We start from the raw sequence: 26,048 nt of genomic DNA on the forward strand, positions 1-26,048 counted from the left end.
GGTCAGGTCAGGTCAGGTCAGCCGCAGCAGCCGCCGCCGCAACAACCGCCGCCCGACGCGGCGCGAGGAGCGGCGGCGGCCGTACCGGTGACCGCGACCGTGGACAGCAGTTTCACGGTGTCGTCGTGTCCCGACGGGCAGGCCGCCGGGGCGTTGGCCTCGGCCATCGGCCGGTTGAGCTCGAACGTCGATCCGCAGGCGCGGCAGCGGTAGTCGTAGCGCGGCATGCACTCAGGGTACGGCTCGCCCGCTCCTAGTCGAAACGGATCGAGGCGTAGTCCTCGACCGGCCGGTAGCCGAGGTTCTGATAGATCGAGTTGGACGTGGCGTTGTCCAGGTCGGTGAACAGCAGGACCTCTTCGGCGCCGTCCTCGAGCGCCTTGGCGGTGACCGCGTGCGTCACGGCCGAGCCGTACCCGCGCCGCCGCAGCTCCGGCGGCGTGTAGACGGGCCCGATCCGGGACATCCCGGCGATGGGCGAGGACACGCCGGCCAGCGCGACCAGGCGGTCGCCGTCCTCCCACCAGATCAGCTCCTCGCGGTTGATCCGGGCCGAGACCACCGGCGTGGGGTCGGCCTCGACGTCCACGTCGGCCTCCTCCTGGAAGGCCACGAACCACCGCACGGCCTCAGGGAGATCGGCGGCGACAGCCGTACGGGGCTTGCCGGGGACGGCGCAGGGCGCGAGGGAACCGAGCCGGTAGAGGCGCTCGGAGCGGCGGCCGGTCTCGGGCCGCCACCATTCCCGTGCGAACGCCTCCACCTGGGCGAGCGGCCCGCCGGCCGCCGCGATCGATCGGTCGAGCTCGATGAGACCCGCGGCCAGAGACGGCAGGCTCTCGAGCGGGACGACGCCGAGGAGCAGGGGGTAGGGCGGGGTGTGGATCATCGCTCCGGCGACGGAGTCGTCGTCGGTGAGCCGGCCCAGCAGCGGATCCTCCGCGAACTGGCCGCTCCGCAACCCCCGCAGCACGGTCAGCGGGACCGTGTTGCGGACGGGGTCGCGAAGCAGCCAGGACTCGGCCGCCGCCGCGAACTCTTCGGCGTCGGCGGTGAAGATCCAGTTCATCCGGCCGTCATGCCGCGGATTCCGTCAGGTAGGGCGCCCACTGGGGGTCTCCGTCGAGCTGCGCGCCGATGAGCCGCCAGTGGACGCCGTGTGGCACCACCGGGGCGACGCGAAGAGTCCACCCCAGGTCCTCCAGCAGTCTGTCGGCCTTGCTGTGATTGCACGGCATGCAGGATGCGACGCAGTTCTCCCAGGTGTGCGGGCCTCCCTTGGAACGCGGAATGACGTGGTCGATGGTCTCGGCCCGCTGCCCGCAGTAGGCGCAGCGGAAATCGTCACGGCGCATCAGTGCAGCGCGCGTGAGCGGGATCCGGGACCGGTAGGGGATTCGAACGTATCGGCGAAGCCGGATCACCGACGGGACGTCGAGCGTGCGGGTGGCCGAGCGGAGCACCGCGCCCCGCCCGTCACGATGCACGACCTCCGCCTTCTCCCTCAGCACCAGGATGACGGCCCGGTGCAGAGCGAGCGTGGTGAGCGGCTCGTAGGTGGCATTGAGAAGTAGGACTTGGCGCATCAGCCGGCCTCCACAGCTATCTCAGAAGTCGGCGTGGAACAGCCTGGCGTGACCGTCTCCCACGTCGGCACCGGATAGCCGGGGACTCGAGTCACCGGCACGGCTGCGCGCCCTGGTTGTGGGCCCACCTGTTGGGACCCGGATGCATCCGTCACAAGGACCTCCGCCGGACGGTCCAGCGGATGGTCACCACGGCACCGCCCTTACCAAAGTGTGGCCTTTGGAGCGGCCATTCCGCCACCCCATAACCTGGCAGGGAGCTGACGACTGGGACGCCTGATGTCTGTTATGCCCAGACTGGCGTCCCTTTACTCCCGTCTTGGCCGGGTGAGGACGGGTGTACGCTCCAGGCCGCCCACTGCTTTAAAGTGCGAGCATGACCCGACAGCCCTACCCGTTCGCGCACCGTGACGACATCGTCGACGACCTGCACGGGACTCCGGTCCCGGATCCGTACCGGTGGCTGGAGGACCCGGACGACCCCGCGGCCAAGGAGTGGCTGGACGCGCAGGACGCGCTGTTCAAGAGCACCGGCCTGCCCGGTCGCGACCACCTGCGCGACCGCGTCGCCGCGCTGCTGAAGTCCGGTTCGATCGGGACGCCCGTGTGGCGCGGCGAGCGGCGCTTCTTCACCCGCCGGACTCCCGATCAGGAGCATCCGGTCCTCTACGTCGGCGACGCCCAGGGCGAGCGGGTGCTGCTCGATCCCACCGTCCTCGACCCGAACGGCCTCACCACGCTGGACGCCTACCAGCCCGACAAGGAGGGCCGCCGGCTGGCGTACCAGATCTCGGTGGGCGGCGACGAGGAGTCGATGCTCTACGTGATCGACGTCGCCGACGGAACGGTGATCGAGGGCCCGATCGACCGGTGCCGCTACTCCCCCATCGCGTGGCTGCCCGGTGGCGAGGCGTTCTACTACGTCCGCAAGCTGGCGCCCTCCGCCGTACCCGAGGGCGAGGAGCAGTTCCACCGCCGCGTCTACCTCCACCAGGTCGGGCAGTCCCCCGACGACGACGTGATGATCTTCGGTGACGGCCTGGAGAAGACCAACTACTACGGCGTCTCGGTGTCGCGTGACGGCCGGTGGTTGTCGGTCTCCGCGTCACGCGGCACGGCCCCGCGCAACGACCTGTGGGTCGCCGACCTCGCGGCGTCGCCGGCCGAGGCTCCGGAACTGGTCACCGTCCAGCAGGACGTGGACGCCCAGACCGGGCTGCTGTTCGGCCGGGACGGCAGGCTCTACGTCTTCACCGACCTCGACGCCCCGCGCGGCAGGGTCTGCGTGACGTCCCCCGAGACGCCCACGCGCGAGCACTGGCGGGATCTGATCCCCGAGGACGCCGAGGCCGTGCTTTCTGACTTCGCCGTCCTCGACGAGACCGACGAGCCCGTCATGCTCGTCGGCTGGACCAGGCACGCGATCTCCGAGATCTCCATCCACGCGTTGGAGAGCGGCGAGCGGATCGGGCAGGTCCCGGTGCCCGGACTGGGCTCCATCGGCGGCATCGTCGAGCGTCCCGAGGGTGGCCACGAGGCCTGGTTCAGCTACACGGACAACGTCACCCCCACCGCCGTCTACCGGTTCGACGTGCTGACCGGCGAGACGACCCTCTGGGAGGCTCCCCCCGGCGCGGTCGAGGTGCCGCAGGTGCGCACGGAGCAGGTGGTCTACCGCTCCAAGGACGGCACCGAGGTCCACATGCTCGTCGTCTCCCGCGAGGGCTCGGGGCCCCGGCCCACCATCCTGTACGGCTACGGCGGCTTCGGGATCTCGCTGACTCCGGGATTCTCCGCCTCCACGCTCGCCTGGGTCGAGGCCGGCGGCGTGTACGCCATCGCGCAGCTTCGCGGCGGCGGCGAGGAAGGTGAGCGCTGGCATCGGGCCGGCATGCTGGGCAACAAGCAGAACGTCTTCGACGACCTTCACGCGGCGGCCGAGCATCTGATCGCGACGGGCGTGACCAGCGCCGACCGGCTCGCGATCTCCGGCGGCTCCAACGGCGGCCTTCTCGTCGGCGCGGCCCTGACCCAGCGGCCCGACCTGTACGCGGCCGTAGTGTGCTCGGCCCCGCTGCTCGACATGATCCGCTACGAGAAGTTCGGCCTCGGCGCGACCTGGAACGTCGAATACGGCTCGGCCGACGTGCCCGAGGAGTTCGGCTGGTTGTGGGGGTACTCCCCCTACCACCGGGTCCGCGAGGGCGTGTCCTACCCGGCCACGTTGTTCACGGTCTTCGCCTCGGACACCCGGGTGCATCCGCTGCACGCCTGGAAGATGGCGGCGGCTCTCCAGCACGCTCAGGCAGGCGACCGCCCGATTCTCCTGCGCAACGAGACCGAGGTCGGCCACGGCGCCCGCGCGGTGAGCAAGTCCGTCGAGCTCGCGGCCGACCAGCTTTCCTTCCTGGCCCTCCACACGGGCCTGGAGGTCAGCGCGGGAAGATGACCGTCTTGTGGCCGTCGAGCAGCACGCGGTGCTCCGCGTGCCAGCCGACGGCCTTGGCCAGGGCCCGGCTCTCGACGTCGCGGCCCATCGCCACGAGGTCGTCCGGGGAGTGCGTGTGGTTCACCCGGGCGACCTCCTGCTCGATGATCGGCCCCTCGTCGAGGTCCGAGGTCACGTAGTGGGCGGTCGCACCGATCAGCTTGACGCCTCGCGCGTGCGCCTGGTGGTACGGCTTGGCGCCCTTGAACGACGGCAGGAACGAGTGGTGGATGTTGATCATCCGCCCGGCGAGCTTCGCGCACACGTCGTCGGACAGCACCTGCATGTAGCGGGCGAGCACGACGACGTCGGCCTGGTAGTGGTCGACCAGGGTGAGGATCTCCGCCTCCTGCTTCGCCCGGGTGTCGGGCGTGACCGGCAGATGGTGGTAGTCGACGCCGTACGACTGGGTCAGCGGCCGCAGGTCCGGGTGGTTGGAGGCCACCCCGACGATGTCGACGGCCAGCAGACCTGAGCGCACCCGATACAGAAGATCGTTGAGGCAGTGGTCGAACTTGCTGACCAGCACCAGCGCCCTCGTCTTCACGGCCCGGTCGAACAGCTGGATTTCCATGCCGAACTCCGGGGCGAGCGGGGCGAACGCCTCACGGAGCTCGTCCAGCCCCAGCCCGCTGACGAACTGCACGCGCATGAAGAATCGCCGCGCGATCGGATCACCGAACTGCTGGCTCTCGGTGATATTGCAGTCATGCCCCGCCAGGATCCCGGAGACGGCGGCGACCACTCCGGGGCGGTCCGGGCAGGACAGGGTCAGCACATACTCAGCACTCATGCGTCAGTCCTCGGCGAGGGGTGCGTTACGACGCGACCCAGCCTAGGGGTACGGCTCGCGCAGGCCGGGAGTGACCTTGGTCATCCGGCCGTGTGGCGTTCGAGCGCCTCCCGGATGTCGGGGTCTCCGGGCGCGAGATCACGAGCCCGCCGCAGGTCGAGCAGGGCCTCGTCCACGCGTCCCAGGGCGTCGAGGGCGGTGGCCCGGTTGAAGTAGAGCGCCGGGTCGTCCCCCAGCTCGAGCGCCCGGGTGAGATCGTCGACGGCTCCGGCCGGGTCGCCCGACTCATACCGCATGATCGCCCGGTTGGCCAAGGCGGACGCCAGGCCGGGATCGGCCCGCAACGCGGCGTCGAACGCCTTCCCCGCGTCCTCGAACCGGCCGGCCGCCGTCTCCAGTTGGCCCAGGACGCCGTGCAGGTGGGCGTTGCCGGGATCGAGGGCCAGGCCCGCCGCCACGTCTTCGCGGGCCGCGTCGTGCTCGCCCAGCATCTCCAGGACCCCCGCGCGGTTCACGTACGCGTTGAGGTAGTCCGGGTCCAGCTCCAGGACATGATCGAGGTCGGCCCTCGCCGACTCCAGGTCACCGGCCGCCAGACGCAGCTCGGCCCGGTTGTAGTACGCCTCGGGCAGCGGCGGGCTCACCAGCATGGCGGTCTCGTAGTCGGCCAGCGCGTCGTCCGGACGGCCCAGCTGCAGCAGCAGATTGCCCCGGTCGAGGTAGTGGTCGGGGAAGCAGGGATCGATGGCGATGGCGCGGTCGAGATCGCGCAGCGCCTCCTTGGCCCGGCCGGTCCGCGCGAGCAACTGGGCGCGGTTGGCGAAAAGGACCATGCGGTGCACGGGGTGCGCGTCCTCGGGCAGGTCGCGGTCCGCGAGATCGATCGCCGACTCCACGAGCTGGAGCGCCGACGCGAGCCGGCCCTGCCGGACCTCGATCAGCGCCCGGCCGTTCTGGTCGAACCCGAGCTTGAAGGCCCGCTCCCGCCGGTCGGGCAGCAGCGTCGAGATCGCCACGGCCTCGTTGATCCAGCCGGTGGCCCGGCCCAGGTCCCGCTTGTCCGGGTCGGGATGGCGTGCGTCCAGCATCGCCGTGCCGTACGCGGAGGCTGCGTGGACGACGGGGTCCATGCTCTCGCGCCGGGCCCGTTCGTAGAGCTCCAGTGCCCGGTCGCGGCGGCCGAGCCCGCCCAACGCGGTCGCCGTACGCTGCGTGAACCGCCACCACAGGTCGGAACCGCTCTCCGCGAGGCGCAGGCCACGCGGGCCAAGCTCGGCGACGGCGTGCAGGAAGCCCTCGGTGACACAGTGGTCCACCGCCTCCCACAACGCCTGGGCCGCGGCGCCCGGGTCGCTGCCGTGCTCCAGGTGGTACGGCAAAGCGCCCAGCGCGAACTCGCCGGTCAGCTCGGCGGCGCGGCGATCGTGTAGGCGAGCCCGCTCATCGGGAGGCAGGGCGAGATAGGCCTGATAGGCCGGGGAGTCGTCGGAGGTGCCGTCCGAGGCCACATAGTCCTCGGGCGAGCCGACGGAAACTCCCTCCTGGGGGGCGGCGTCGACCACGACCGGCTCACCTGCCTCGTCGAGCGGCGGCTCCGGGGACCCCAGCGCGAGCGTGAGCCGTCCCACGCGGCGGGCCAGCACGGTCAGCAGTTCACGGTCGGTGGGATCCGCCTGGTGCAGGTTGTCCACGATCAGGGAGCGCGGTCCGGGCAGGCAGTCGCGGATGAACTCGGCGAGCCCGTTGGCTATCCGCAACGTCCGGCGCGGCGCCGGCACGAGGATCCGTTCGTTCTCTGACAGGCGAGCCTCGATGGGCTCCCGTCGTGGCGGGACCAGGCGCCGCAGGTCGGGAGCGGCGGCACGGATCTCGATGTCGTGTCGCGCCACCAGGTCAGGGGAACGCTCCAATGCGATCGGCACGAGTTCGCGCAGGATGACGCTGCCGATCGAGTACGGACCGCGCAGCCGTCGATGCCCGTTGATCACAGGCGTCAGGGGGGCAGGTGACTCCAGGGAGCGGAGCGCCAGCACGCGATCGCGGGAGAGGTTCCCCCGAACCCAGATGTGGCGGAGGTTCTCCCTCACCCCTTGTGGATGACGCTCGAAGTTCCCGTGAGCTTCATCGTGCCGGGCTTGCGGACAATGATCTTCTTCATTATGCCTCTTTCCCCGTTTAACGGATAAGGCACAAGTATTAGTACAAATCAGCGATCCGCCAAGGGCCCAGAGGCATTAACTATCGGTTGAAAAGTCGCGGAACCTCCGCATTCAGGCGTTTCTCGCCATATAGCACCACAGCGTTCCCACGGACCTCGCGACGGAGCTCGCGCCAGCCCGACTTGCGGTAGAGCTCCACGGCGGCGACCTGCTGGAGAGTCGTGTCACCTCGTAGCAACGAGTAGCCGAGTTGCCCGGCCCGCTGCTCCAGCGCCGCCATGATCTGACCGCCGTAGCCCCGGCGCTGATGCGCCGGATGCACCCGGAGCCTGCACATCTCCGCCGTCTGCTCGTCGACCCGGCGCAGCCCGCCCATCGCGACGATCCCGGAGCCGACCACCTCGCCGATGAGGAAATCGCCGCGGTCGGCCAGGTAGACCTCGCTGATTCTCGGGAAGTCGTCGTCGTAGTAGACGCCGTCCCCCGGCAGGAGTCCCACCTGGGCCAGGCCGATCTGATGCAGCGTCCAGACCGCGTCGAGATCGGACCAGCGGTACTGCCTGATCTTCAGGACCGCCACCATGTCGCGCCCTTCACACTTCACGTTCCGCGGCCCCGGAAGCGGATGCCGACGAGTTGGAATCTCCGGGCGCGAGACGGTCACGGAAGGCCCGCAACTGCGGCAGGTCGCCGTACTTCGCCTGGATTGCCTTGATCAGGTCACCGGCGGGCCGCATGGCGAGCCGGGGGAAGTCGTCGACGTCGGGGCCGCAGGCGTCGACGGCCGCGGTGGCCATCTGCAGCGCCTCGTCGATGTCTCCCTCGATGAAGCGGCACATGGCGCGGTCGAACCGGATCAGCGTCTGGTCGAGCATGTCCTCGTCCGTGTACTTGCCGAGCGCCTGCTCCAGCACCACGTCGGCCTCCAGCGTCTGGCCCAGCTTCACCAGGACGTCGCCCTGGTAGAAGTAGAGCTGACGCTCGGTGTACCCGAAGGCCGCGTCCTCCTGGTCGTTCGAGCTCATCTGGGCGAAGGCCTGGCGGGCCCGGTGCAGCGCCCGTTTCGCCTGCTCGACCACGTCCTGACGTGACCCGTTGGCGCCCGCGAGCATCGCCAGGGCCCTGGCCTCGACGACGGGCGCCATGGTCCTGGCCGCGCAGGGAGTGTGCCCGGCCATGTCGCGGCTCTTCTTCGCCAGCGACAGCGCCTCGCGCGGGTCGCCGTAGTAGAGCGGCACCAGCGCCTCACGCGCGGTGACCCAGGCGCGCAGCGCGCGGTCGCCGGTCTCGTCGGCCGCGGTGCGCCCGGTGCGGAAGAACGACCGGGCCAGGCGATGGTCGCCGAGGTCGATCATGATCATCCCGCACAGCCCGGAGAGCTGGGCCGCCATCCGGCACAGCCGCTCCTGCACGTCGACGGGCTGACGGCGTTCCATGGCCTTGCGGACCGTGGAGAACTCCAGCAGAACGTCGCAGAGCAGCCGCAGGGGCGGGGTGTTCATATATTGCCGGCCGAAGCCGCTGGTCGATTGCTCCCATTGGTCGAGCATCGCCGGGGAGACGGTCGCCGACACCATGGTGTCGTCCATCTTCCGCCGCACGTTATCGACCGCGCCGAGCAACTGGCTGTCCATGCCGACGCCGGCGGTGACACCGGCACCGCCCGCGAGAAGCTTCAACAGCGTCCTGCGTAGCACGTTCTCGTCCTCCTCGCCCCCGTCGGTGGGAGGAAAGCCGCCGTCCTGGGGGACGAGCAGCTGACGCAGCCCGGGGGAAATGTCGGGTCGTTCTTCTTTCGGCTCCCCACTACCGGGACCACCGGGCGCCAGGTGGGGATGGCCGCAGATGCAGGGACCATCGAATCCCAGGGCGACCGGCTCGACCCGGTAGACCGAACACAGGTAGTGAAGATACTCGGGACCAGGCCTCTTCATGCCCGACTCGTACGCGGACAGAAGAGTCTCGCCGATGCCGGGCACGGGTTTCCCGTCCCTCTCGAACAGGGCTCGTACCTGTTCGATCACATCTGCGAGGGCGATGCCGTTCGAGAGACGATGCGACTTGATCTTCGTGGTGCCGAACTGCGGTCCGCACACCTCGTGGATCTCGTCGGCGATCATGGCCAGGCTGCGCCCGGCCGCGAGGCCGCGAGCCCGCACCTGACGGGCGATCTCCGTCTCCCTGTGCTGCCTGCCGGACATTCCGGCCCCTCTCTCGTGACCGGCCGCGCGCGCCGCTCACGTGTCCCGACCGGTCCTCATCTGCTAACGGAGTGTGACACGAAAGTCGCGCTCCGCCTACCTAATAATGATGACCCAAGCGTTACCCGGCAACGACCAAGGACTACACGTGCTGACTAAGGATCGTCCTCCGGTAGGGGTTTTCTTTCAACCCACTTGGGGTTTCCTCCACCACAGGGCCCTCTTGCACTCGTTGACCCATTCAGTTCGGTGAGTCATGGTGGGCGCACCAGGCCGAAGATGCAGGATTGCAAACCGTGCAATTCAGGTCGAAGCCGAAATGAAGGAGGAGGACGCGAGGTGGGCGAGGACGATGTGCGGCGACTGGAGCGACTGGTCGGCGAGCTCGATGCCCGGGGGCTGAGCGCGCGTGTCGTGCGCGCACCGTCGGGGCGCGCCTACGTGCGTGTCATCAATCCGAACGCGACGAGCCTCACAGAGAACGTGGTCTGCCAGGCCGCCGACTACTGGTGGTCCTGGGGAGAGCGGATGCATCGGGCCGACGATCCCGTCGGCGCGGCCACCAAGGTCGCCCGCGTGCTCGCCGCGGTGAGCGAGTAGGAGAGGCGATGGGCCGGATGACGCTCAGCCACGCCGGCCCCCCGCCCCCACCGCGGCCCCGTGGGGCCGGTGGGGTGCCCGGTGCGGAGCGTTCCGCAGGAACGCTGTGGCACCCCGCCGGTTCCGCGTCGACCACTCAAGCTCAAGTACGGCACACTCCGCCCCGACCCGAAGGGCGGCACCCATGAGGAGCCGTACGCACCAGACTGCCGTCCGGCACGGCCGACGAGGCCGAACTGGAGGGCTATCGGGGGGATCCCCCTCTCGGAGAACGGTCAGGGACATGCTTCCGGGTGCGTGTCCCAGCCCTGCCGCACGTCACTGGAGCGTTCCCGGTCCGCCCTCCGCGGCCCCGGATCGACGGACGCTTCCGTCTTCCCCGGCGATGTGACGGTGGCCGGTTCGGTCGGCAGCATGGGTTAGGTTTTCCCTGCCTGCTGCTGTCGCCGAACCGATCCGAGGGGGATCCACCCATTGTTCCCGCTGTCGACTGTGTCGCCCCCGTTGCCGTTCGCGACAACGCCCCCGGGGTCGCCTGGCCCGTTCGACATCACCGCGACTGCGCAGAACATGGCGAAGGCCTGCGAGAGCGGTGACGGCATCCTCTGCTCGATCCTCAACGTGATGGTCCCGGCCGACGGCTTTCCCAAGTGGGTGCCCCTCGTGGCCGGCGTCACGGACGTCATCCTCGCCCTCGGGCTGATCCTGCTCATCGCGCTCATCGTGCGGAGCGTGGCGCACCGGCTGATCACCCGGGTCACGCTCCACGCGAGCGAGGGCGTGCTCCCCGAGCGCCTGCGCGGCAAGAACCTTCTCGGATCGGAGACCACGTCTGCGATCCTCACCGAGCGGCGCAGGCAGCGCGCCGAGACCATGGGGTCGGTGCTGCGCAGCCTCGCCTCGGTCGTCATCCTCGGCACCGCCACCCTGATGATCATGGCCAAGCTCGGGGTCGAACTGGCGCCCCTCCTGACCAGCGTCGGAATCATCGGTGTCGCCGTCGGCTTCGGCGCTCAGGAGCTGGTCAAGGACTTCATCGCGGGCATGTTCATGCTGCTCGAAGACCAGTACGGCGTGGGCGACGTGATCAACACCGGAGTGGCGACGGGCACCGTCGAGGCGGTCACGCTGCGCATCACCCGCATCCGCGACGCCGACGGCACCGTGTGGTACGTGCGCAACGGCACGATCACCCGTGTGGGCAACGAGTCGCAGGGCTGGTCCCGGGCCCTCGTCGACGTCCCCGTCCCCTATGACGCGGACGCCTCGGCGATCCACGACCTGCTCAGGGAGGTCGCCGCCGAGATGTACGCCGACCCCGACTACCACGACGCCGTCATCGTCGAGGAACCTCAGGTGTTCGGGCTGGAGCAGATCTCCGACACCGCGGTCATCTTCCGGGTCAGCGTCAAGACCGTGCCGTCCAGCCAACTGGGGGTCGCCCGCGAACTGCGCCTGCGGATCAAGCGCGCGTTCGACCGGCAGGGCCTGACGTTCGCCGCCCCCACCGTGTGAACCGACCTGGCCTCCGCCTGACCTAGGCTTGAACGGTGACAAGCGAGCAGACCGCCTCATTCTTCGAGGCCGTCGGTGGCGAGGAGATCTTCCGGCGACTGGTCCACCGGTTCTACGAAGGCGTGGTCGAAGACCCCCTGCTGCGCCCCCTCTACCCCGAGGACGACCTCGACGGAGCAGAGGAGCGCCTGCGCATGTTCCTCATCCAGTACTGGGGTGGGCCGAACGACTACAGCCAGCAGCGCGGCCACCCCCGGCTGCGCATGCGGCACGCCCCGTTCGTGATCGGCGAGCCCGAGCGGGACGCGTGGCTCAAGCACATGGGCGACGCCGTACAGTCGCTCGACCTGCCGCCGGAGCTCGAAAAGCAGCTGTGGGACTACCTCGTCTACGCCGCCCACAGCATGATCAACGCATAAGTCCGGGAAACGACGGGCAGCGATTCATCCATGGAAGCTTCCCCCTGGTGGCGTGACGCCGTCGTCTACGAGATCTATGTCCGCAGTTTCGCCGACGCCTCCGGAGACGGCGTGGGTGATCTCGCCGGCATCCGGAGCCGCCTGCCGTACCTGGCGGCTCTGGGCGTCGACGCGATCTGGCTGACGCCCTTTTACCCCTCCCCCATGGCGGACGGCGGCTACGACGTCGCCGACTACCGCGACGTCGACCCGCTGTTCGGGTCCCTCGCCGACTTCGACGACCTCGTGGCGGACGCCCACGCCCACGGCCTGCGGCTGATGGTGGACATCGTCCCCAACCACTCCTCCTCCGCGCACCCGTGGTTCCAGAAGGCCCTGGCGGCTCCCAGAGGGTCCGAGGAACGCGACCGCTACATGTTCCGCGACGGCGCGTCCCCGACCGGCGACGGTGCCCGCCCGGAGCCCAACAACTGGCTATCGGTGTTCGGCGGCCCCGCCTGGACGCAGGTGCCCGACGGGCAGTGGTACCTCCACCTGTTCGCGCCGCAGCAGCCCGACTTCAACTGGAACAATCCCGAGGTCCGCGAGGAGTTCCTCGACGTCCTGCGCTTCTGGCTGGATCGCGGGATCGACGGATTCCGGATCGACGTGGCGATGGGCCTGATGAAGGCCCCCGGACTGCCCGACACCGACCCCGGATTCGGCGCCAGGTCCCCGATCTGGAGCCGGCCGGAGGTCCACGACATCTACCGCGACTGGCGGCGGGTGCTCGACTCCTATCCCGGCGTGCGGGCGGCCGTCGGCGAGGTCTGGACCGACTCGGCCGAGGACCTCGCCCTCTACGTACGGCCCGACGAACTCCACCAGAGCTTCAACTTCGCCTGGCTGGAGGCGCCGTGGTCCGCGACGGCGTTCCGCGAGGTCATCGACGCGACCTTGCGCGCCGTCCCCGCGCCCACCTGGGTGTTGTCCAACCATGACGTCGTCCGGCACACCACCCGATACGGCGAGGGGGCTCCCGATCCGTCCTTGGGCCTCGCCCGCGGCCGCGCCGCTCTGCTGGCGATGCTCGCCCTCCCGGGATCGGCGTATCTCTACCAGGGGGAGGAACTGGGATTACCTGAGGTGAAGAATCTTCCCCCCGAAGCCCGCCAGGACCCCATCTTCTTCCGCTCCAAGGGCGAGGTTCTCGGCCGGGACGGCTGCCGCGTACCCCTCCCCTGGTCGGGTAGGTCCGCGCCGTTCGGATTCGGGACGGGGGGATCCTGGCTGCCGCAGCCGGCGGACTGGGCCGACCTCACCGCCGAGCGGCAGTCCGCCGACCCGTCCTCGACGCTGGCGTTCTACCGGAGGGCCCTGGCCGCCCGGCGCGCCCTGCGGGGCACCCTGCCGGACACGACGACCTGGCTGGAGGCACCGGGCGACACCCTGTTCCTCGGCCGCGGCCGGCTCGTCAGCGCGATCAACTGCGGAACCGAGCCGGTACGGCTCCCGCCGTACGAGCAGGTCCTGATCTCCAGCGGCCCCCTGGACGGGCGGGATCTCCCGCCGGACACGGCGGCCTGGCTTCTCACCGCCGAATGAACCACTGATGTGGAGGTCGCGGCGCGAAGCCGACGCCGCTCGTCGGTGACGGAGGCTTCGACGGCCGCGGAAGGCAAACGGCCGGGACGATCGACGTCCCGGCCGTTGAATCCACGTGCGGCGTGCCGCCCTAGTCGCGGGTCAGCTTGCGGTAGGTGACCCGGTGCGGCCGTGCGGCGTCGGCGCCCAGTCGCTCGATCTTGTTCTTCTCGTAGTCCGCGAAGTTCCCCTCGAACCAGAACCAGTTCGAGCCCTCCTCCCACGCCAGGATGTGCGTGGCGATGCGGTCGAGGAACCACCGGTCGTGCGAGGTGATCACCGCGCAGCCCGGGAAGTCGAGCAGCGCGTTCTCCAGACTCGACAACGTCTCGGTGTCGAGGTCGTTGGTGGGCTCGTCGAGCAGGAGGACGTTGCCGCCCTGCTTGAGCGTCAGCGCGAGGTTGAGCCGGTTGCGCTCGCCGCCCGACAGGACACCCGAGGGCTTCTGCTGGTCGGGGCCCTTGAAGCCGAATGCGGCGACGTACGCCCGCGACGGCATCTCCACGTTGCCGACCTTGATGTGGTCGAGCCCGTCGGAGACGACCTCCCAGACGTTCTTCTTCGGGTCCATGCCCTCGCGGCTCTGGTCGGCGTAGGAGATCTTCACGGTCTCGCCGACCGTGATCCCTCCGGCGTCCGGTGTCTCCACACCCATGATCATGCGGAACAGCGTGGTCTTGCCGACGCCGTTCGGTCCGATGACGCCGACGATGCCGTTGCGGGGCAGGTCGAAGGAGAGGCTGTCCATGAGCACCCGGTCCTCGAAGCCCTTGGTGAGCTTCTCCGCCCGGATGACCGTCGTGCCCAGACGCGGGCCCGGCGGGATCTGGATCTCTTCGAAGTCGAGCTTGCGGTACTTGTCCGCCTCGGCCGCCATCTCCTCGTAGCGCTGGAGACGGGCCCGGCTCTTGGTCTGGCGGGCCCGGGCGTTGGAGCGGACCCACTCCAGCTCCTCTTCCAGGCGCTTCTTGCGCTTGGCGTCCTTTTGGCCCTCGATCCTCAGACGGGCGGCCTTGGCCTCGAGGTAGGTGGAGTAGTTGCCCTCATAGGGGAAGCACCGGCCGCGGTCGAGCTCCAGGATCCAGTTCGCGACGTTGTCCAGGAAGTACCGGTCGTGGGTGACGGCCAGGACGGTCCCGGGATACTTCTCCAGGTGCTGCTCGAGCCACTGGACGCTCTCGGCGTCGAGATGGTTGGTGGGCTCGTCGAGCAGCAGCAGGTCGGGCTGCTCAAGCAGTAACTTGCACAGGGCCACCCGGCGGCGCTCGCCACCGGAAAGCTGGGTCACGTCGGCGTCGGGCGGCGGGCAGCGCAGCGCGTCCATCGCCTGCTCGAGCTGGCTCTCCAGATCCCACGCGTTCCGGTGGTCCAGCGCGTCCTGCAGCTTGCCCATCTCGTCGAGGAGCTCGTCGCTGTAGTCGGTGGCCATCTGCTCGGCGATCTCATTGAACCTGTCGAGCATCGCCTTCGTCTCGGCGACGCCTTCCTCGACATTGCCCAGGACCGTCTTCGCCTCGTTGAGCGGCGGCTCCTGCTGCAACATGCCCACCGTGAAACCGGGCATCAGCCGGGCGTCACCGTTGGACGGCTGCTCCAGGCCCGCCATCATCTTCAGGAGCGTGGACTTGCCCGTGCCGTTCGGGCCCAGAACGCCGATCTTGGCTCCCGGCAGGAACGACAACGTGACGTCGTCAAGAACCACCTTGTCGCCGTGCGCCTTGCGCACGCGCTGCAACGTGTAGATGTACTCCGGCATGCCCCTAAGACTAGGGGATCGCGCCGGTGGTGCCGTCCGCTCTGCGCTGACGCGGGGGTGCCGGGGTCGCAGGAAGGCAGATCCGGTCGCGGCCCAGCGCCTTGGCCCGGTAGAGCGCGAGGTCGGCGGCAGCGAGCAGCTCGATCAGATCCTCGCCGTGGGTGTTCATGATGGCGACGCCGGCGGAGACGGTGACCGACACCATGACATGGTCGGCGGCCACGGCCATCCGGCCCACCCGGGTCCGGAGACGTTCGGCGATCCTGCGGGCCTCGGTGAGGTCGGCGCGCGGCAGCAGGACCACGAACTCCTCGCCGCCGAACCTGCCGACGACGTCGTACTCGCGCAGCTGGCTCCGCAGGGTGGCGGCGACCTCGATCAGCACCTGGTCGCCGACCAGGTGCCCGTGAGTGTCGTTCACCCGCTTGAAGTGGTCGATGTCGATGATGATCACGGCGAGCGTCTCGCCGGTCCGCTGCGCCCGGACGATCTCCGTGTCCGCTTCCAGCTGCCACGCCGCCGCGTTGAGCAATCCGGTCTTCGGGTCCGTACGGGCGGCCGCCTGGAGTTGCGCGTGCAACAGGCTGCGCTGGAGAAGCACGACGGGCGGGAGCACCAGGAGCAACAGCCACAGGTTGAGCCCGCAGACGACGGCGACCAGCACTCCGAGGCACAACTCCACAGCGTCGAGCATGAGCCGCTCCCGATCCCACAGGACCGAGCTCCAGCGGCCCTTGGGGTCGGCGGTGTGCGCGGCGACCGCGATCAGCGCCGTGTTGAGCACGGTGAACAGGATCGCGCAGGCGACGGCGACCGCGATCGGCCCGACGCCGCCGCTGCTCAGCAGGACCGGATCGCCTATCCAGCCGTGGAAGGCCGCCGACGCCGCGCACGCGGCGAGGCCGATGGCCGCTGCGCTGAACACCCGCCGGTACAGGACCGTCGCCCGTACCCGGGCCTGCAGCAGGAACTGCAGGGGAATCGGAGCGAGCAGGGCGTAAAGCGGGGGCAGCAGGAGGGCCGCCGGAAGCCACCAGGCCGACAGCAGGTCGCGGGAGACCCCGGCCGGCATGCCCAGCCGCCTCGTCGCCTCGATGCAGACCACGCCGCAGAACGTCAGCGCCGCGAACGTCAGGAGATCATGGACGTGCAGGTCGGTCCGCGCCGCGATGACGCAGATGGCGACCAGGTCGAGGGCGATGATCCCGCAGAGATAGGTCTTGAGCGGGCGCGGCAGGGCGAGCAGGGGCCACCGGCCCCGCGAGAGGATCGCTTCTCGCGGCTTGGCCGAGGTATGACTGGGCCCCGTCATCCCGCCCCCCCAACGCAACCAAAACGGCGTCTCACGATGTGTAACACAATAGTTGCGGAGTGTGCGGCGCGCGACGGGAACCGCTACCTTGGCACGGTGGCTATCTGCATCTGATGGCCTAGGGGTGGGTCTGCGGCGATTTGCCTGGAGACTCGTCTGGTGGAATCCGCTCCATCCGGAGCGGGCGGTTGGGAAAGGAGCAGCCATGGTGCGGGGTGTGACCTGGACCTGAGTTGGTGCTCTTGCAGCGACACGGAAAGTCGCCATCGGCCGATCCCCGGAAGCTCCCCCGCGGCGGGCACCGGCCGCGCACGGCCGATGCCCCTCCACAGTGTCGGAAGTCCGGACACCCGGCTACGCCGCCCGGGTGCCCGTGAGCCAGGAATCAGCTCGCCCGTCGTCCCCTTCCTGCTCAAGGCTCTCCTCGACCTCGCCGGTCTCAGAGCGTCCGGAGCCGGCCCCTCTGCCTCCTTCGACCCCGGCCCCTCCGCCCTCCAGAGCCCGCAGCCCCTCCGAGAAGCCCTCCCCCTGCGTCCCTGACGTGGTCTCCCCCAGTGCGGTCGCTCCGGCCACAGCGGCCCCCGCCGGGGCGGCCTCGGGCACGGTCGCCCCGGGCGCGGTCAGCTCCCACTCCCTGGTGGCGTCCTCCATGGCCTGCCGGTCGTCGCCGGCGACGCCGACGTAGGAGCGCGCGGGCTTCTCGAACGTGGCGATGCCCCATTTCAGGTCGTGACCGACCGAGACGGCCTCCACCTCGGCCCAGAACCGGCTCTCCCCCTCCCGCTCGAACTGCTTGATCCGCAGCCTGCCGTACACGACGACCGGCTGCCCCTTGGTGACCGACTGATGGACGTTGTCGGCCAGTCCCCGGTAGCAGCGAACCGTGTAATAGGTGGTGTCCCTGGTCTGCCAGGTGTTGGTCTGCTGGTCGAGGACCCGCCTGTTGACGGCCATCCGCATCGAGGTGACGCGGCTGCCGTCCTTGAACTGGTACTGCCGTGGATCGTCGGTGACGTTCCCGCTCAGCGTGACGTAGATGTCGCTCATGACGCGCCTTCCCCGGGCCCGGGCACTCGCCGGACTCCGATGACACAGTGGCCCGCCGGTCGTGATCTCCACGTTTCCGAACGTCGTTCTGGGGATTTCGAGCAGGCTGTGGACGGCCGTGAACCCGAAAGAGCAGGAGTGGCAAGACATCGTTGTCCCCCATAGCCCACGAAAGGCCGCGTTTCATGCAACGGTGCCAGCGATGACTGCTCAAACCGCAGCCCTACCACGGGACTCCGACCTGATCGCCGACTCGCGGACCGAGCCCGAGGCCTTCGCGGTCCTGTTCGACCGCTACGCCGGCATGCTCTACCGCTACGTGTCCCGGCGCGTGGGCCCGGAGATCGCCGAGGACCTCGTCGGGGAGACGTTCCTCGCGGCCTTCGCCGGCAGGTCGGGTTACGACCTGTCGTACGCCGACGCCCGCCCATGGCTGTTCGGCATCGTCACCAACCTCATCTCCCGGCATCGCCGGACGGAGGCCGCGCACTACCGGGCCCTGCAGCGCAGCCCGATCGAGGACGTCGCCCACAGCGACGACGACCGGATCGCCGCCGGGGTGACCGCACGGGCGGCCCGCCCGCTGCTCGCCCGCGCCCTCGCCGGTCTCGCCCCCAAGGATCGCAACGTCCTTTTACTGGTCGCCTGGAGCGACCTGTCGTACGAGGAGGTCGCCCAGGCGCTGGGCGTGCCGATCGGCACTGTGCGGTCCCGGCTCAACCGGGCCAGGCGGAAGGTCCGCTCGGTGCTCGGTGACAGCAACCCGATGCGCGAGGAGAACTGACATGGACGATCTGACAATGCTCCGCGACCTCGGGCGCACCCTGGAGCACGAACCCCCGCCGTCGCTCGTACGCCAACGGCAGCGACTGCTCGAAGGCGCCCGCCCGCGGCGCGGCGTCCCCCGCCTGATGCGCGGCTGGGGGTTGATCGGGCTCGCCGCCGTGGTCACTGCCGCCGCCATCGTCGTGCCGACGATGATCGTCCACCCCCGATCGGCGAAGACGCCCGTGACCGACCCCGCCGCCCGGCCGGTCGAGGAGCTCAACCTGCTGGTCCTGGGCGTGGACAGGCGCATACCTGTGTCAGTCGTGGGGGGCCCCGACAAACTAGGCGCCAGAAGCGACACGATGATGCTCGTGCACATGCCCGCCGACCGGAAGAAGATCACGGTTGTCTCCATTCCGCGGGACACCATCATCCAGATCCCCGCCTGCAAGGACGCCAGTGGAACGAGCGTCCCCACCCATCGCGGCATGGTGAACTCGGCGTTCACCGATGGCGGCGCCTCCTGTGCGGAGAAGACCGTCGAGTCCATCACGGGCATCCGGATCGATCATGTGGTGGAGGTGCAGTTCGACGGGTTGAAGAACATCGTGAACGCCCTCGGCGGAGTCGAGATCACGCTGCCGAAGGCCGTGAAGGACAAGGACGCAGGTCTCGACATGCCCGCCGGCAGGCATCTCGTGAAGGGCGATGAAGCGCTGGCCTATGTGCGCACCCGCCACTCACTGGGTAACGGATCAGATGTGAGCCGGATCGAGCGGCAGCAGCAGTTCCTGGCCTCGATGTTCAAGAAGGCCAGGTCGGTGCTGACCGATCCGGTCCGCCTCCTCGCCTTCCTTCGCGAGTCCAGCAAGACGATCAAGACGACCCCCGCGCTCGACGTGCAGGGGATGGTGGGCGTAGCCCAGAGCCTGGCCGGGGTCACATCACGGGACTTCCGTTTCCTCACCGTTCCATGGCGTCCCTACCGGCTTGACCCCAACCGGATCGAGTTGAGGCAACCGGCGGCGGACAAGCTCTTCACCAGCCTGGGCGGCATCCCGCCGAAGAAGACCGGCAAATAGGCCCGGACGGGCACTGAGGCAGAGGGCCCGCATCCCGACAGGGGCGGATGCGGGCCTTCCGGCGTCGCGCCCGACCGACTCCATGCATGATCAAGAAAGACGTTTGCGCAGGTCGCGGGACATATCGCCGAACCTGTGCATGATCACGAACTGCGTTCGCGCTGGTCAGCGCCCGCGTCGCCGAACCCGTGCATGATCACGGCGGGGGCGTGTGCATGATCACGGCGGGGAGGGGCGGGTCAGCGTTTGGCTTGGGTGATCGCGGCGAAGTACTCGTTGTAGCGCTGGAGTTCACGCTCGACCGGTTGGATGACCGTCTCCTCCGCGACCGTGGTGACCCGGCGGCGCATGTCGCGCTCGAGGCGATCCCGCTCGTTGCTCGCGCCCAGAATCACGAAGTTCCGGCTCGCCACGGCCGACAGGATGCCCAGGCCGAGGACGCTGACCAGCATCAGCCCCACCCAGGGCAGGGCTCCGACGTCGCCCAGCACGCTCACCGGCGGCCTGCCGGCGTTGAAGACGCCGTACGCCAGGATCGAGCCGACCCACGCGAGCCCCACCACGAAGAGGAAGACCAGGAGGTACTGCCAGATCTTCAGCAGCCACCACCAGCCGGGCACCCGGTCGAGTGGCGGCGCCACCTCGGACAGCTCGGCGGACAGCGCCTTGGGCAGTTGGACGGACCGACCGCGTGCCGCCTGGCGAACTCCGTTCTGCCACACGTCCGGCATCCCGGCCGTGAGGCCGTCCGCGAGGGCCTGGACGGCGTTGTCCACCTCGGCCGGCTGGGCGCTGACGGCGCTGCCCACGAGGCTGCGGATGTCGTCCTTCACGGCTCCGAGCTTGAGACTGCTCAGCGGGTCGCGCCGGAGCTTGCCTGCCCACCGCGCGTACGGCCAGCCGACCCAGTCGACCGAGCGCACGCCGTAGACGTTCTCCATGGCCTCGCCGAGGGCCGCGACACCGACGGCGTCGCACAAGGCGTCGGTCAGACCGGCCTTGCGGGCGCCGTCCACCGTGGGGTCGACGTGGAGCAGGTCGGGCACGTTCTTGGCCAGGCGCGCCATGAGCCGGTCGAGGTCGGCCTCGAGCCGCTGGTAGGCCGCCCGCCGGGTGGACACCGACTCGGCGAGCACGGCCTTGAGCCCGTCGATGCCCTTGCCCGTCAGCGCGGACGTGGCGACGACCTGGGGATCGGTCACCCCTTCCCGCCTGAGCAGGTCCTCCAGATCGGCGACGCACTCGGCCTGCTCCTCGTGGCTCAACCGGTCGGCCTGATTGAGCACGAAGACCGTCACGGCGTCGTTCCCCGCGAGGTCGGTCACATACCGGCGGTGCACGGACGCGTCGGCGTACTTCTGCGGGTCGAGCACCCACACGACGAGGTCGGCGACCTGGATCAGCCGGTTGGCCTCCGGGTCGGTGAGCGCCCGGATGGAGTCGTGGTCGGGCAGGTCGAGCAGGATGAGCCCGTGGAGCTGGCTCTCGCCCTTGTCGAGCGCGCTCGCCCGGGCGAACCGGTGCCGCCACTGGATCTGCAGCCAGTCGAGCAGGGGCCCCGCGCCCTCCAGGCCCCACACGCAGGCGTGGGTGCGGGCGGTGGTCGGCCTGCGCACCCCGATGGGCGAAAGCTCCAACCCGGAGATCGAGTTGAACAGGGACGACTTGCCGCTGCCCGTTCCCCCGGCGAGCGCCACCACGGTGTGGTCGGGCGACAGCTTGAGCCGGTCGCCGGCCCGCAGGAGCAACTGGGCGGCCTCGGTGATGAGCGCGGGATCGATCCTGCCCTGGCCGAGCTCGACGATCTTGGAGAGTGCGGCGAGCCGAGTGCCCAGTCCGTGCCGCGTCTCGGCGGTGCTGACAGTGCTCATCGATCTCCCACCGTGGTGCCGGGAAGCGTCGCCGGAGTCATCGTGCGACCTCGAGGTTGTACGTGGCCTGGTAGAGCCGGGTGGCGGCGGCCTCGTCCGGGATTCCCGCGCTGTCGAGTTCGTCGACGTACCGCAGGGTCTCCTCGTCGAAGAGCAGGCTGATCCGCGCCCGCAGGTCGCTCCGCGCCTTGGCGCTGATGTTGCGCAGGGACTCCGCGCCGAGCAGCCCGCGCAGCAGCCGCTGGGGCAGGGCGCTGTTGCCCTGGCCCACCGAGACGTCGGTGGTGCCGTAACCGAGCAGTCCGACGGTGAAGATCAGGGACAGGGACTCGACGTCGAAGGAGACCAGCCGCGCCACGGACCGCTTGGTGACGCCCTCGGTCCTGATCAGCTCGGTCACGTGGTCCTGCCACGCGGTGATGGTCCGCACGGTCCGCCGTACGACCTCTTCCGAGGGACGGCCGAGCCCGGGGGTGGCGGCGAGCCGGTCACCGGCTCCCGCGCGCTGACGCCACCGGACGACGACCTCCTCGGCCGCCCGCTGGATCGCCGAGGTGATCACCGACTCGAGCCCGGTGCGCAGGGCCGACTTCAGGGCACGGAGCCGCTCGGGCCCCTTGTGCTGCGCCTTGCCGCCACGCCGCAACTGGAGGGTGCGCATGAGATCGCCGGAGCCGGCGAAGTCCTGCCAGCGGGCGAGCACCTCGCCCCTGAGCAGCGAGCCGTTCCTGGTCGCCTCGTCGATCTCCGCCAGGGCCGCCATGTAGGCCGAGTCGACGTCGGAGCGCAGGTCGGCGCGCAACACCACCTGCGTCTCCAGATGCCTGGCCAGGGCGGGCAGCCGGGTTCTGAAGCTGTCGAAGACGCCGTTCAGCGTCGCCTGCACTGCCTCGGCTCGAAGTTCCTCGTCGACGGACATCTCCGCGAGCCACAGACGGAGGTCGGTGACCTCCTCGTCGGCCAGCCTGCCCTCGCGGACGGCCGTCTCGTTGATGACGAAGCGCTCCACGTCGGCCAGGCCGTACTCGTCGAGCATGCGGCCGAAGTGCTTGACGATGACGTCGCGGGATCTCATCGGGACCCGGGACAGGACGATGACCAGACGCGCCCCGCGTTCCTTCGCGCGGCGCAGCAGCCCCCACGACGGCGCGTCCGCGTACCGGGCGGCGGTGGTGACGAACACCCACAGGTCCGCCGCGTCCAGCATGCGATGCGCGATGTCCTGGTGTTCCTCGACGACGGAGTCGATGTCCGGCGTGTCGAGCAGCGCCACGCCCTGCGGCAGCCGCGGCGTCGCGACCAGCACGACGGAGTCGGGCCCCGTGCCGGCGTCGGCCTTGTCGACCCTGGTCAGACCGCCGAGCAGGTCGCCCTTGGCGAACCACTCGTAGTCGTCGGGGTGACAGGCGAGCACCGGGGTCCCGGTGGTGGGGCGGCGCACGCCCGTCGCCGTCACGTTCTGTGCGGCGAGCGTGTTGACCAGGGTCGACTTGCCCGCTCCGGTGGAGCCGGCCACGACGATCAGTGCGGGGGCCGTGCTCATGTGGACGCGCGGGATGACGTAGTCGTCGATCTGGGCCAGCACGGCGTCCTGGGCCTTGCGCGCATCCTCGGCGCCGGGCACGTCGAGGCCGAAGTGCAGGCCCTTGACGGCCACGCGGAGCTGGGCGAGCGCGGCGGTCAGCGCCGCCGACACCGGTTCAGGCAACGGCATCTCGCGCACGGGCAGGCCGATCGGAGACGGGGACCGGTCCGCGGCGCCCGTGTCGGCGGGCTCACCGTCCGGATCCTCACCGTCCGGATCCTCACCGGACTCCGCCCGCGGCTTCTCCACGTCTTCCTGCGACTCCCCGGGCTCCTCCAGCGGTTTCCCGGAAGCATCCTCGTCCGCGGGCCCGGCGGGAGGGTCCGTGCCTCCCGGCGCCTCGGCCCGGGCGTCGGGCCCGTCCGGCGGAGCCTCGCCCTCGTCCGGTGACCCCGCGCCCGCGCCGGCGTCGGAGGAGGCGTCGTCCTCGGCGCCGGGGGCCCCGTCCGGGCCCTCCGCGGCAGTGGACTCGGAGCCGGGCTGCTCGGGGCCGGGCTGCCCTAGGCCGGACTCCTCGGGGCCGGACTCACCCGAACCGGCGTCCGGCGCGGAATCCTCGGCCTCCGCGCGCCCGGACCCGGCGTCGTCCCCGTCGGAAACCCTGCCGGAGACCCTGCCGGAAACCCCGTCGGAATCCTTGCCGGAATCCACGTCGGGGTCCTCGTCACGGATCGAGCGGAACGTGAAGGTCTGCTCCCCGGGCGTCTCTGGCCGGCCCTCGACGCCCGGCTCCTGTGTCTCGCCGGACTGCTCGACGGCCTCGGGGTCGGGCGTGTTCTTGGCAGCCGATTTCACGGGACCCGCTCCGCTCGCACCATCTCGATCTCCTGGCCGACTCTGACGACCTCGCCGACGATCGCGATCGCAGGCGGACGTATCCCCGCCGCGGTCACTCGTTCCGCCACAGTGGAGAGCGTGGCGGAGACAGCTCGCTGGGTGGGAAGAGTACCGTCCTGTACCACCATTACGGGAGTTTCCGGCGAACGTCCGTCTCGAATCAGCGTTCGGGCGAGTTCTCCGATGCGCTCAACTCCCATCAGCAGCACCAGAGTCCCCTGTGATCTCGCCAGCCCGGGCCAGTCGACGGTGGAGCGGGGATCGTCGGGGGCCACGTGGACGGAGATCACGTGGAACTCCTGGCTGACCCCTCGGTGCGTGACGGGGACGCCGGCGGAGGCGGGGACGGCGACGGCGCTCGTGATGCCGGGGACCACCATCACCGGGATGCCGGCCCTCGCGCACGCGATCATCTCCTCGCCGCCGCGGCCGAAGACGAAGGAGTCTCCGCCCTTCAGCCGGACCACGAACTTGCCCTTGCGGGCGTGCTCGATGAGCAGTTCGTTGATCTTCTCCTGGGCGAGCGCGCGGCCATAGGGGATCTTCGCGGCGTCGATGAGCTCGACGTCAGGGGGCAGTTCGTCGAGCAGGGCACGTGGCGCCAGGCGGTCGGCGACGACGACGTCGGCCTGCGCGAGCAGCTGCCGTCCCCTGACGGTGATCAGTCCGGGATCCCCGGGGCCGCCGCCGACGAGCGCGACGCCGACGGGCTTGGTGCGGTGCCGCCGGGCGTCGACGGTGCCGTCCCGCAGGGCGCCGACGACGGCGTCGCGGATGCCCGCGGCCCGCCGCGGGTCGCCTCCGGCGGTGATGGCGACGCTCACCTCGTCGACCCGGCCGCTGGCCGGCGTCCAGGCGGCGGAGGCGTCCTTGTCGTCGGCCCGCACGCACCAGATGCGCTTGGCGTCGGCCTCGGCGGCGATCGCCGTGTTGACCTCACGATGGTCGGTGCATGCGTGCACCAGCCAGGCTCCGTCGCAGTCGCCCACCTGGTACGGCCGTCGCTCCCACGTCACGCGGCCGTCGGCGATGAGGTCGTCGAGCGCCGGCGTGACGCTCGGCGAGACCAGGGTGACCGACGCTCCGGCGTCGAGCAGCGTGGGAACGCGCCGCTGGGCGACGTGTCCGCCGCCTACGACGAGAACCCGCCGCCCGTCGAGGCGGAGGCCGAGCAGGTAGGGCGCCATGACCCCAGTCTCCCTAATGCGTCAAGCGTGGTCTGTTAAGAGGCAAACCTACCCGTTGACCTGTGACGGCACTCACCAGATGAGACTTATCGGCAGTCCACCGGGTCTTGGGTCGATTCCGGGAGTCAACGCTCCTTGTCCGCCACCCCGGCGGAGTCGAACGTCGCCACGTCGTGCATGACCCGCACCGCGGCGCTGACCAGCGGATGCGCGAGCAGCCCGCCCGTGCCCTCCCCGAGGCGGAGCTCGAGGTCGACCAGGGGCCGGAGCCCGAGGTGGGCGAGCGCCACCGCGTGGCCCGGCTCGGCCGAGCGGTGCCCGGCGACGCAGTAGCCCGCCGCGTCGGGGGCGAGCGCAGCCGCGACGAGGGCGGCGGCTCCCGCGATCACGCCGTCGAGGATGACGGGCACCCGGGCCGCCGCGGCGCCGAGGATGAACCCGGCGATGGCCGCGTGCTCGAACCCTCCGACGGTCGCGAGCGCCTGGAGGACCTCGTCCTGTCCCTGGGGGACGGCTCCCGCCTCCCCGTAGCCGTTGACCGCCAGCGCGCGGCGGACCACGTCGATCTTGTGCTGGTACATGGCGTCGTCGACGCCGGTGCCGCGCCCCGTGGCGGACGCCGGTTCCCGGCCGGTGAACAGGCTGATCAGCGCGGCCGAGGCCGTGGTGTTGGCGATCCCCATGTCACCGGTGATCAGGCAGCGGTTGCCTGCCGCGACGAGGTCCCCGGCGGTCCTGATGCCGGCGGACAGGGCCTCGATCGCCTGGTCGCGCGTCATCGCGGGGCCCTGGGACAGGTCCGCCGTGCCGTACGCGACCTTGCGGGACAGGACGTCGGGCAGCGGGGTGAGATCCGCGGCCACGCCGACGTCGACCACCGTCACCGAGGCGCCGGCCTGCGCGGCGAACGCGTTGGCGACGGCTCCTCCCGCGGCGAAGTTGGCCACCATCTGTGCGGTGACCTCCTGCGGCCAGGGGCTGACCCCCTGGGCGTGGACACCGTGGTCGGCGGCGAAGATGGCCAGTGCGACGGGCACGGGCATCGGCGGGGGGCAGGCCGCGGCGACACCGGCGAGCCGCACCGCGACGTCCTCGAGGACGCCGAGGGAGCCGCGCGGCTTCGTGAGACGGTCCTGACGGGTCCGTGCCTCGGCCATCGCGACCGGGTCCACCGGCCAGATGGCCGAGACGGTCGCGTCGAGCAGGGTCATGCTCACTC

At 70.0% G+C, this 26,048-nt stretch carries 21 protein-coding genes; 7 read left to right on the forward strand and 14 right to left on the reverse strand.

All coding sequences use genetic code 11. From position 1 onward, the window contains the following. Positions 1-17: 17 nt before the first annotated feature. Genes Pka01_RS26240 through Pka01_RS26250 form a run of 3 tightly spaced genes read right to left on the reverse strand, consistent with a single transcriptional unit; the run spans position 18 to position 1,586 of the window. Positions 18-227, reverse strand: a complete 210-nt coding sequence (locus Pka01_RS26240) for an FmdB family zinc ribbon protein (protein ID WP_203885551.1) — start codon at positions 225-227, stop codon at positions 18-20. 26 nt (positions 228-253) lie between these two features. Beyond that, a complete protein-coding gene (locus tag Pka01_RS26245; protein ID WP_203885552.1) occupies positions 254-1,069 on the reverse strand; it encodes a GNAT family N-acetyltransferase in 816 nt (271 codons plus the stop codon). A 7-nt stretch (positions 1,070-1,076) separates the two neighbouring features. After that, on the reverse strand, positions 1,077-1,586 hold the full coding sequence (locus Pka01_RS26250; protein ID WP_203885553.1) for an HNH endonuclease: 510 nt from the start codon (positions 1,584-1,586) through the stop codon (positions 1,077-1,079). 376 nt (positions 1,587-1,962) lie between these two features. Here Pka01_RS26250 and Pka01_RS26255 point away from each other — a divergent pair, with 376 nt between their 5' ends. After that, on the forward strand, positions 1,963-4,035 hold the full coding sequence (locus tag Pka01_RS26255; RefSeq protein ID WP_203885554.1) for a prolyl oligopeptidase family serine peptidase: 2,073 nt from the start codon (positions 1,963-1,965) through the stop codon (positions 4,033-4,035). Here the strand turns inward: Pka01_RS26255 and purU are convergent. The 4 genes from purU to Pka01_RS26275 all read right to left on the reverse strand — a co-directional run bounded on the left by purU (position 4,019) and on the right by Pka01_RS26275 (position 9,227). Continuing rightward, complete coding sequence (gene purU, locus Pka01_RS26260) at positions 4,019-4,867, reverse strand: formyltetrahydrofolate deformylase (RefSeq protein WP_203885555.1); 849 nt, start codon at positions 4,865-4,867, stop codon at positions 4,019-4,021. The two genes, Pka01_RS26255 and purU, sit on opposite strands and share 17 nt — an antisense overlap. An 80-nt stretch (positions 4,868-4,947) precedes the next feature. Then, positions 4,948-6,954 (reverse strand): tetratricopeptide repeat protein, encoded by a 2,007-nt coding sequence (locus Pka01_RS26265; RefSeq protein ID WP_203885556.1) that lies wholly within the window; start codon positions 6,952-6,954, stop codon positions 4,948-4,950. A gap of 151 nt (positions 6,955-7,105) precedes the next feature. After that, positions 7,106-7,609, reverse strand: coding sequence for a GNAT family N-acetyltransferase (locus Pka01_RS26270; protein ID WP_203885557.1), 504 nt, complete (start codon positions 7,607-7,609; stop codon positions 7,106-7,108). A 10-nt stretch (positions 7,610-7,619) separates the two neighbouring features. Next, on the reverse strand, positions 7,620-9,227 hold the full coding sequence (locus Pka01_RS26275; RefSeq protein WP_203885558.1) for an NsdA family TPR-like regulatory protein: 1,608 nt from the start codon (positions 9,225-9,227) through the stop codon (positions 7,620-7,622). A 339-nt stretch (positions 9,228-9,566) separates the two neighbouring features. On the opposite strand from Pka01_RS26275, the gene Pka01_RS26280 reads away from it, so the two are divergent. The 4 genes from Pka01_RS26280 to Pka01_RS26295 all read left to right on the forward strand — a co-directional run bounded on the left by Pka01_RS26280 (position 9,567) and on the right by Pka01_RS26295 (position 13,345). Further along, complete coding sequence (locus tag Pka01_RS26280) at positions 9,567-9,827, forward strand: hypothetical protein (RefSeq protein WP_203885559.1); 261 nt, start codon at positions 9,567-9,569, stop codon at positions 9,825-9,827. A 570-nt stretch (positions 9,828-10,397) separates the two neighbouring features. Further along, positions 10,398-11,342: a mechanosensitive ion channel family protein gene (locus Pka01_RS26285; RefSeq protein ID WP_203885560.1), complete on the forward strand. Its 945-nt coding sequence runs from the start codon at positions 10,398-10,400 to the stop codon at positions 11,340-11,342. 35 nt (positions 11,343-11,377) lie between these two features. After that, the gene (locus Pka01_RS26290; RefSeq protein WP_203885561.1) at positions 11,378-11,761 is read left to right on the forward strand and encodes a globin; all 384 of its coding nucleotides are present in this window, start codon (positions 11,378-11,380) and stop codon (positions 11,759-11,761) included. A gap of 30 nt (positions 11,762-11,791) precedes the next feature. Next, positions 11,792-13,345, forward strand: coding sequence for a glycoside hydrolase family 13 protein (locus Pka01_RS26295; protein ID WP_203885562.1), 1,554 nt, complete (start codon positions 11,792-11,794; stop codon positions 13,343-13,345). 130 nt (positions 13,346-13,475) lie between these two features. On the opposite strand, the gene ettA is transcribed toward Pka01_RS26295, so the two are convergent. From ettA to Pka01_RS26310, 3 genes are all read right to left on the reverse strand, one after another. Then, positions 13,476-15,140, reverse strand: coding sequence for an energy-dependent translational throttle protein EttA (gene ettA / locus Pka01_RS26300; protein ID WP_203885563.1), 1,665 nt, complete (start codon positions 15,138-15,140; stop codon positions 13,476-13,478). Between the two features lie 10 nt (positions 15,141-15,150). Further along, positions 15,151-16,452 carry a GGDEF domain-containing protein gene (locus tag Pka01_RS26305; protein ID WP_203885564.1) on the reverse strand — a complete coding sequence of 434 codons (1,302 nt, stop codon included), beginning with the start codon at positions 16,450-16,452 and terminating at the stop codon, positions 15,151-15,153. Positions 16,453-16,806: 354 nt separating this feature from the next. Then, positions 16,807-17,499, reverse strand: coding sequence for a single-stranded DNA-binding protein (locus tag Pka01_RS26310; protein WP_203885565.1), 693 nt, complete (start codon positions 17,497-17,499; stop codon positions 16,807-16,809). Between the two features lie 202 nt (positions 17,500-17,701). Between Pka01_RS26310 and Pka01_RS26315 the strand changes: the two genes are divergently transcribed. Both Pka01_RS26315 and Pka01_RS26320 read left to right on the forward strand, forming a co-directional pair. Continuing rightward, positions 17,702-18,283 carry an RNA polymerase sigma factor gene (locus Pka01_RS26315; protein WP_203885566.1) on the forward strand — a complete coding sequence of 194 codons (582 nt, stop codon included), beginning with the start codon at positions 17,702-17,704 and terminating at the stop codon, positions 18,281-18,283. Between the two features lies 1 nt (position 18,284). Then, positions 18,285-19,349, forward strand: coding sequence for an LCP family protein (locus Pka01_RS26320; RefSeq protein WP_203885567.1), 1,065 nt, complete (start codon positions 18,285-18,287; stop codon positions 19,347-19,349). A gap of 239 nt (positions 19,350-19,588) precedes the next feature. Here the strand turns inward: Pka01_RS26320 and Pka01_RS26325 are convergent, their stop codons facing one another. The 4 genes from Pka01_RS26325 to cobT all read right to left on the reverse strand — a co-directional run bounded on the left by Pka01_RS26325 (position 19,589) and on the right by cobT (position 26,040). Beyond that, a complete protein-coding gene (locus tag Pka01_RS26325) occupies positions 19,589-21,220 on the reverse strand; it encodes a P-loop NTPase family protein (RefSeq protein ID WP_203885568.1) in 1,632 nt (543 codons plus the stop codon). Positions 21,221-21,257: 37 nt separating this feature from the next. Then, complete coding sequence (locus Pka01_RS26330; RefSeq protein ID WP_239115309.1) at positions 21,258-23,600, reverse strand: dynamin family protein; 2,343 nt, start codon at positions 23,598-23,600, stop codon at positions 21,258-21,260. Beyond that, positions 23,597-24,829, reverse strand: a complete 1,233-nt coding sequence (gene cobA, locus Pka01_RS26335) for a uroporphyrinogen-III C-methyltransferase (RefSeq protein ID WP_203885569.1) — start codon at positions 24,827-24,829, stop codon at positions 23,597-23,599. Before cobA ends, Pka01_RS26330 begins: the two co-directional genes overlap by 4 nt. Positions 24,830-24,954: 125 nt before the next feature. Beyond that, entirely contained in the window at positions 24,955-26,040 is a 1,086-nt protein-coding gene (gene cobT, locus Pka01_RS26340; protein WP_203885570.1) for a nicotinate-nucleotide--dimethylbenzimidazole phosphoribosyltransferase, read from the reverse strand. Positions 26,041-26,048: the final 8 nt, after the last annotated feature.

This window comes from Planotetraspora kaengkrachanensis (assembly GCF_016862895.1).
In the GTDB taxonomy this organism is placed as follows: Bacteria; Actinomycetota; Actinomycetes; order Streptosporangiales; family Streptosporangiaceae; genus Planotetraspora; species Planotetraspora kaengkrachanensis.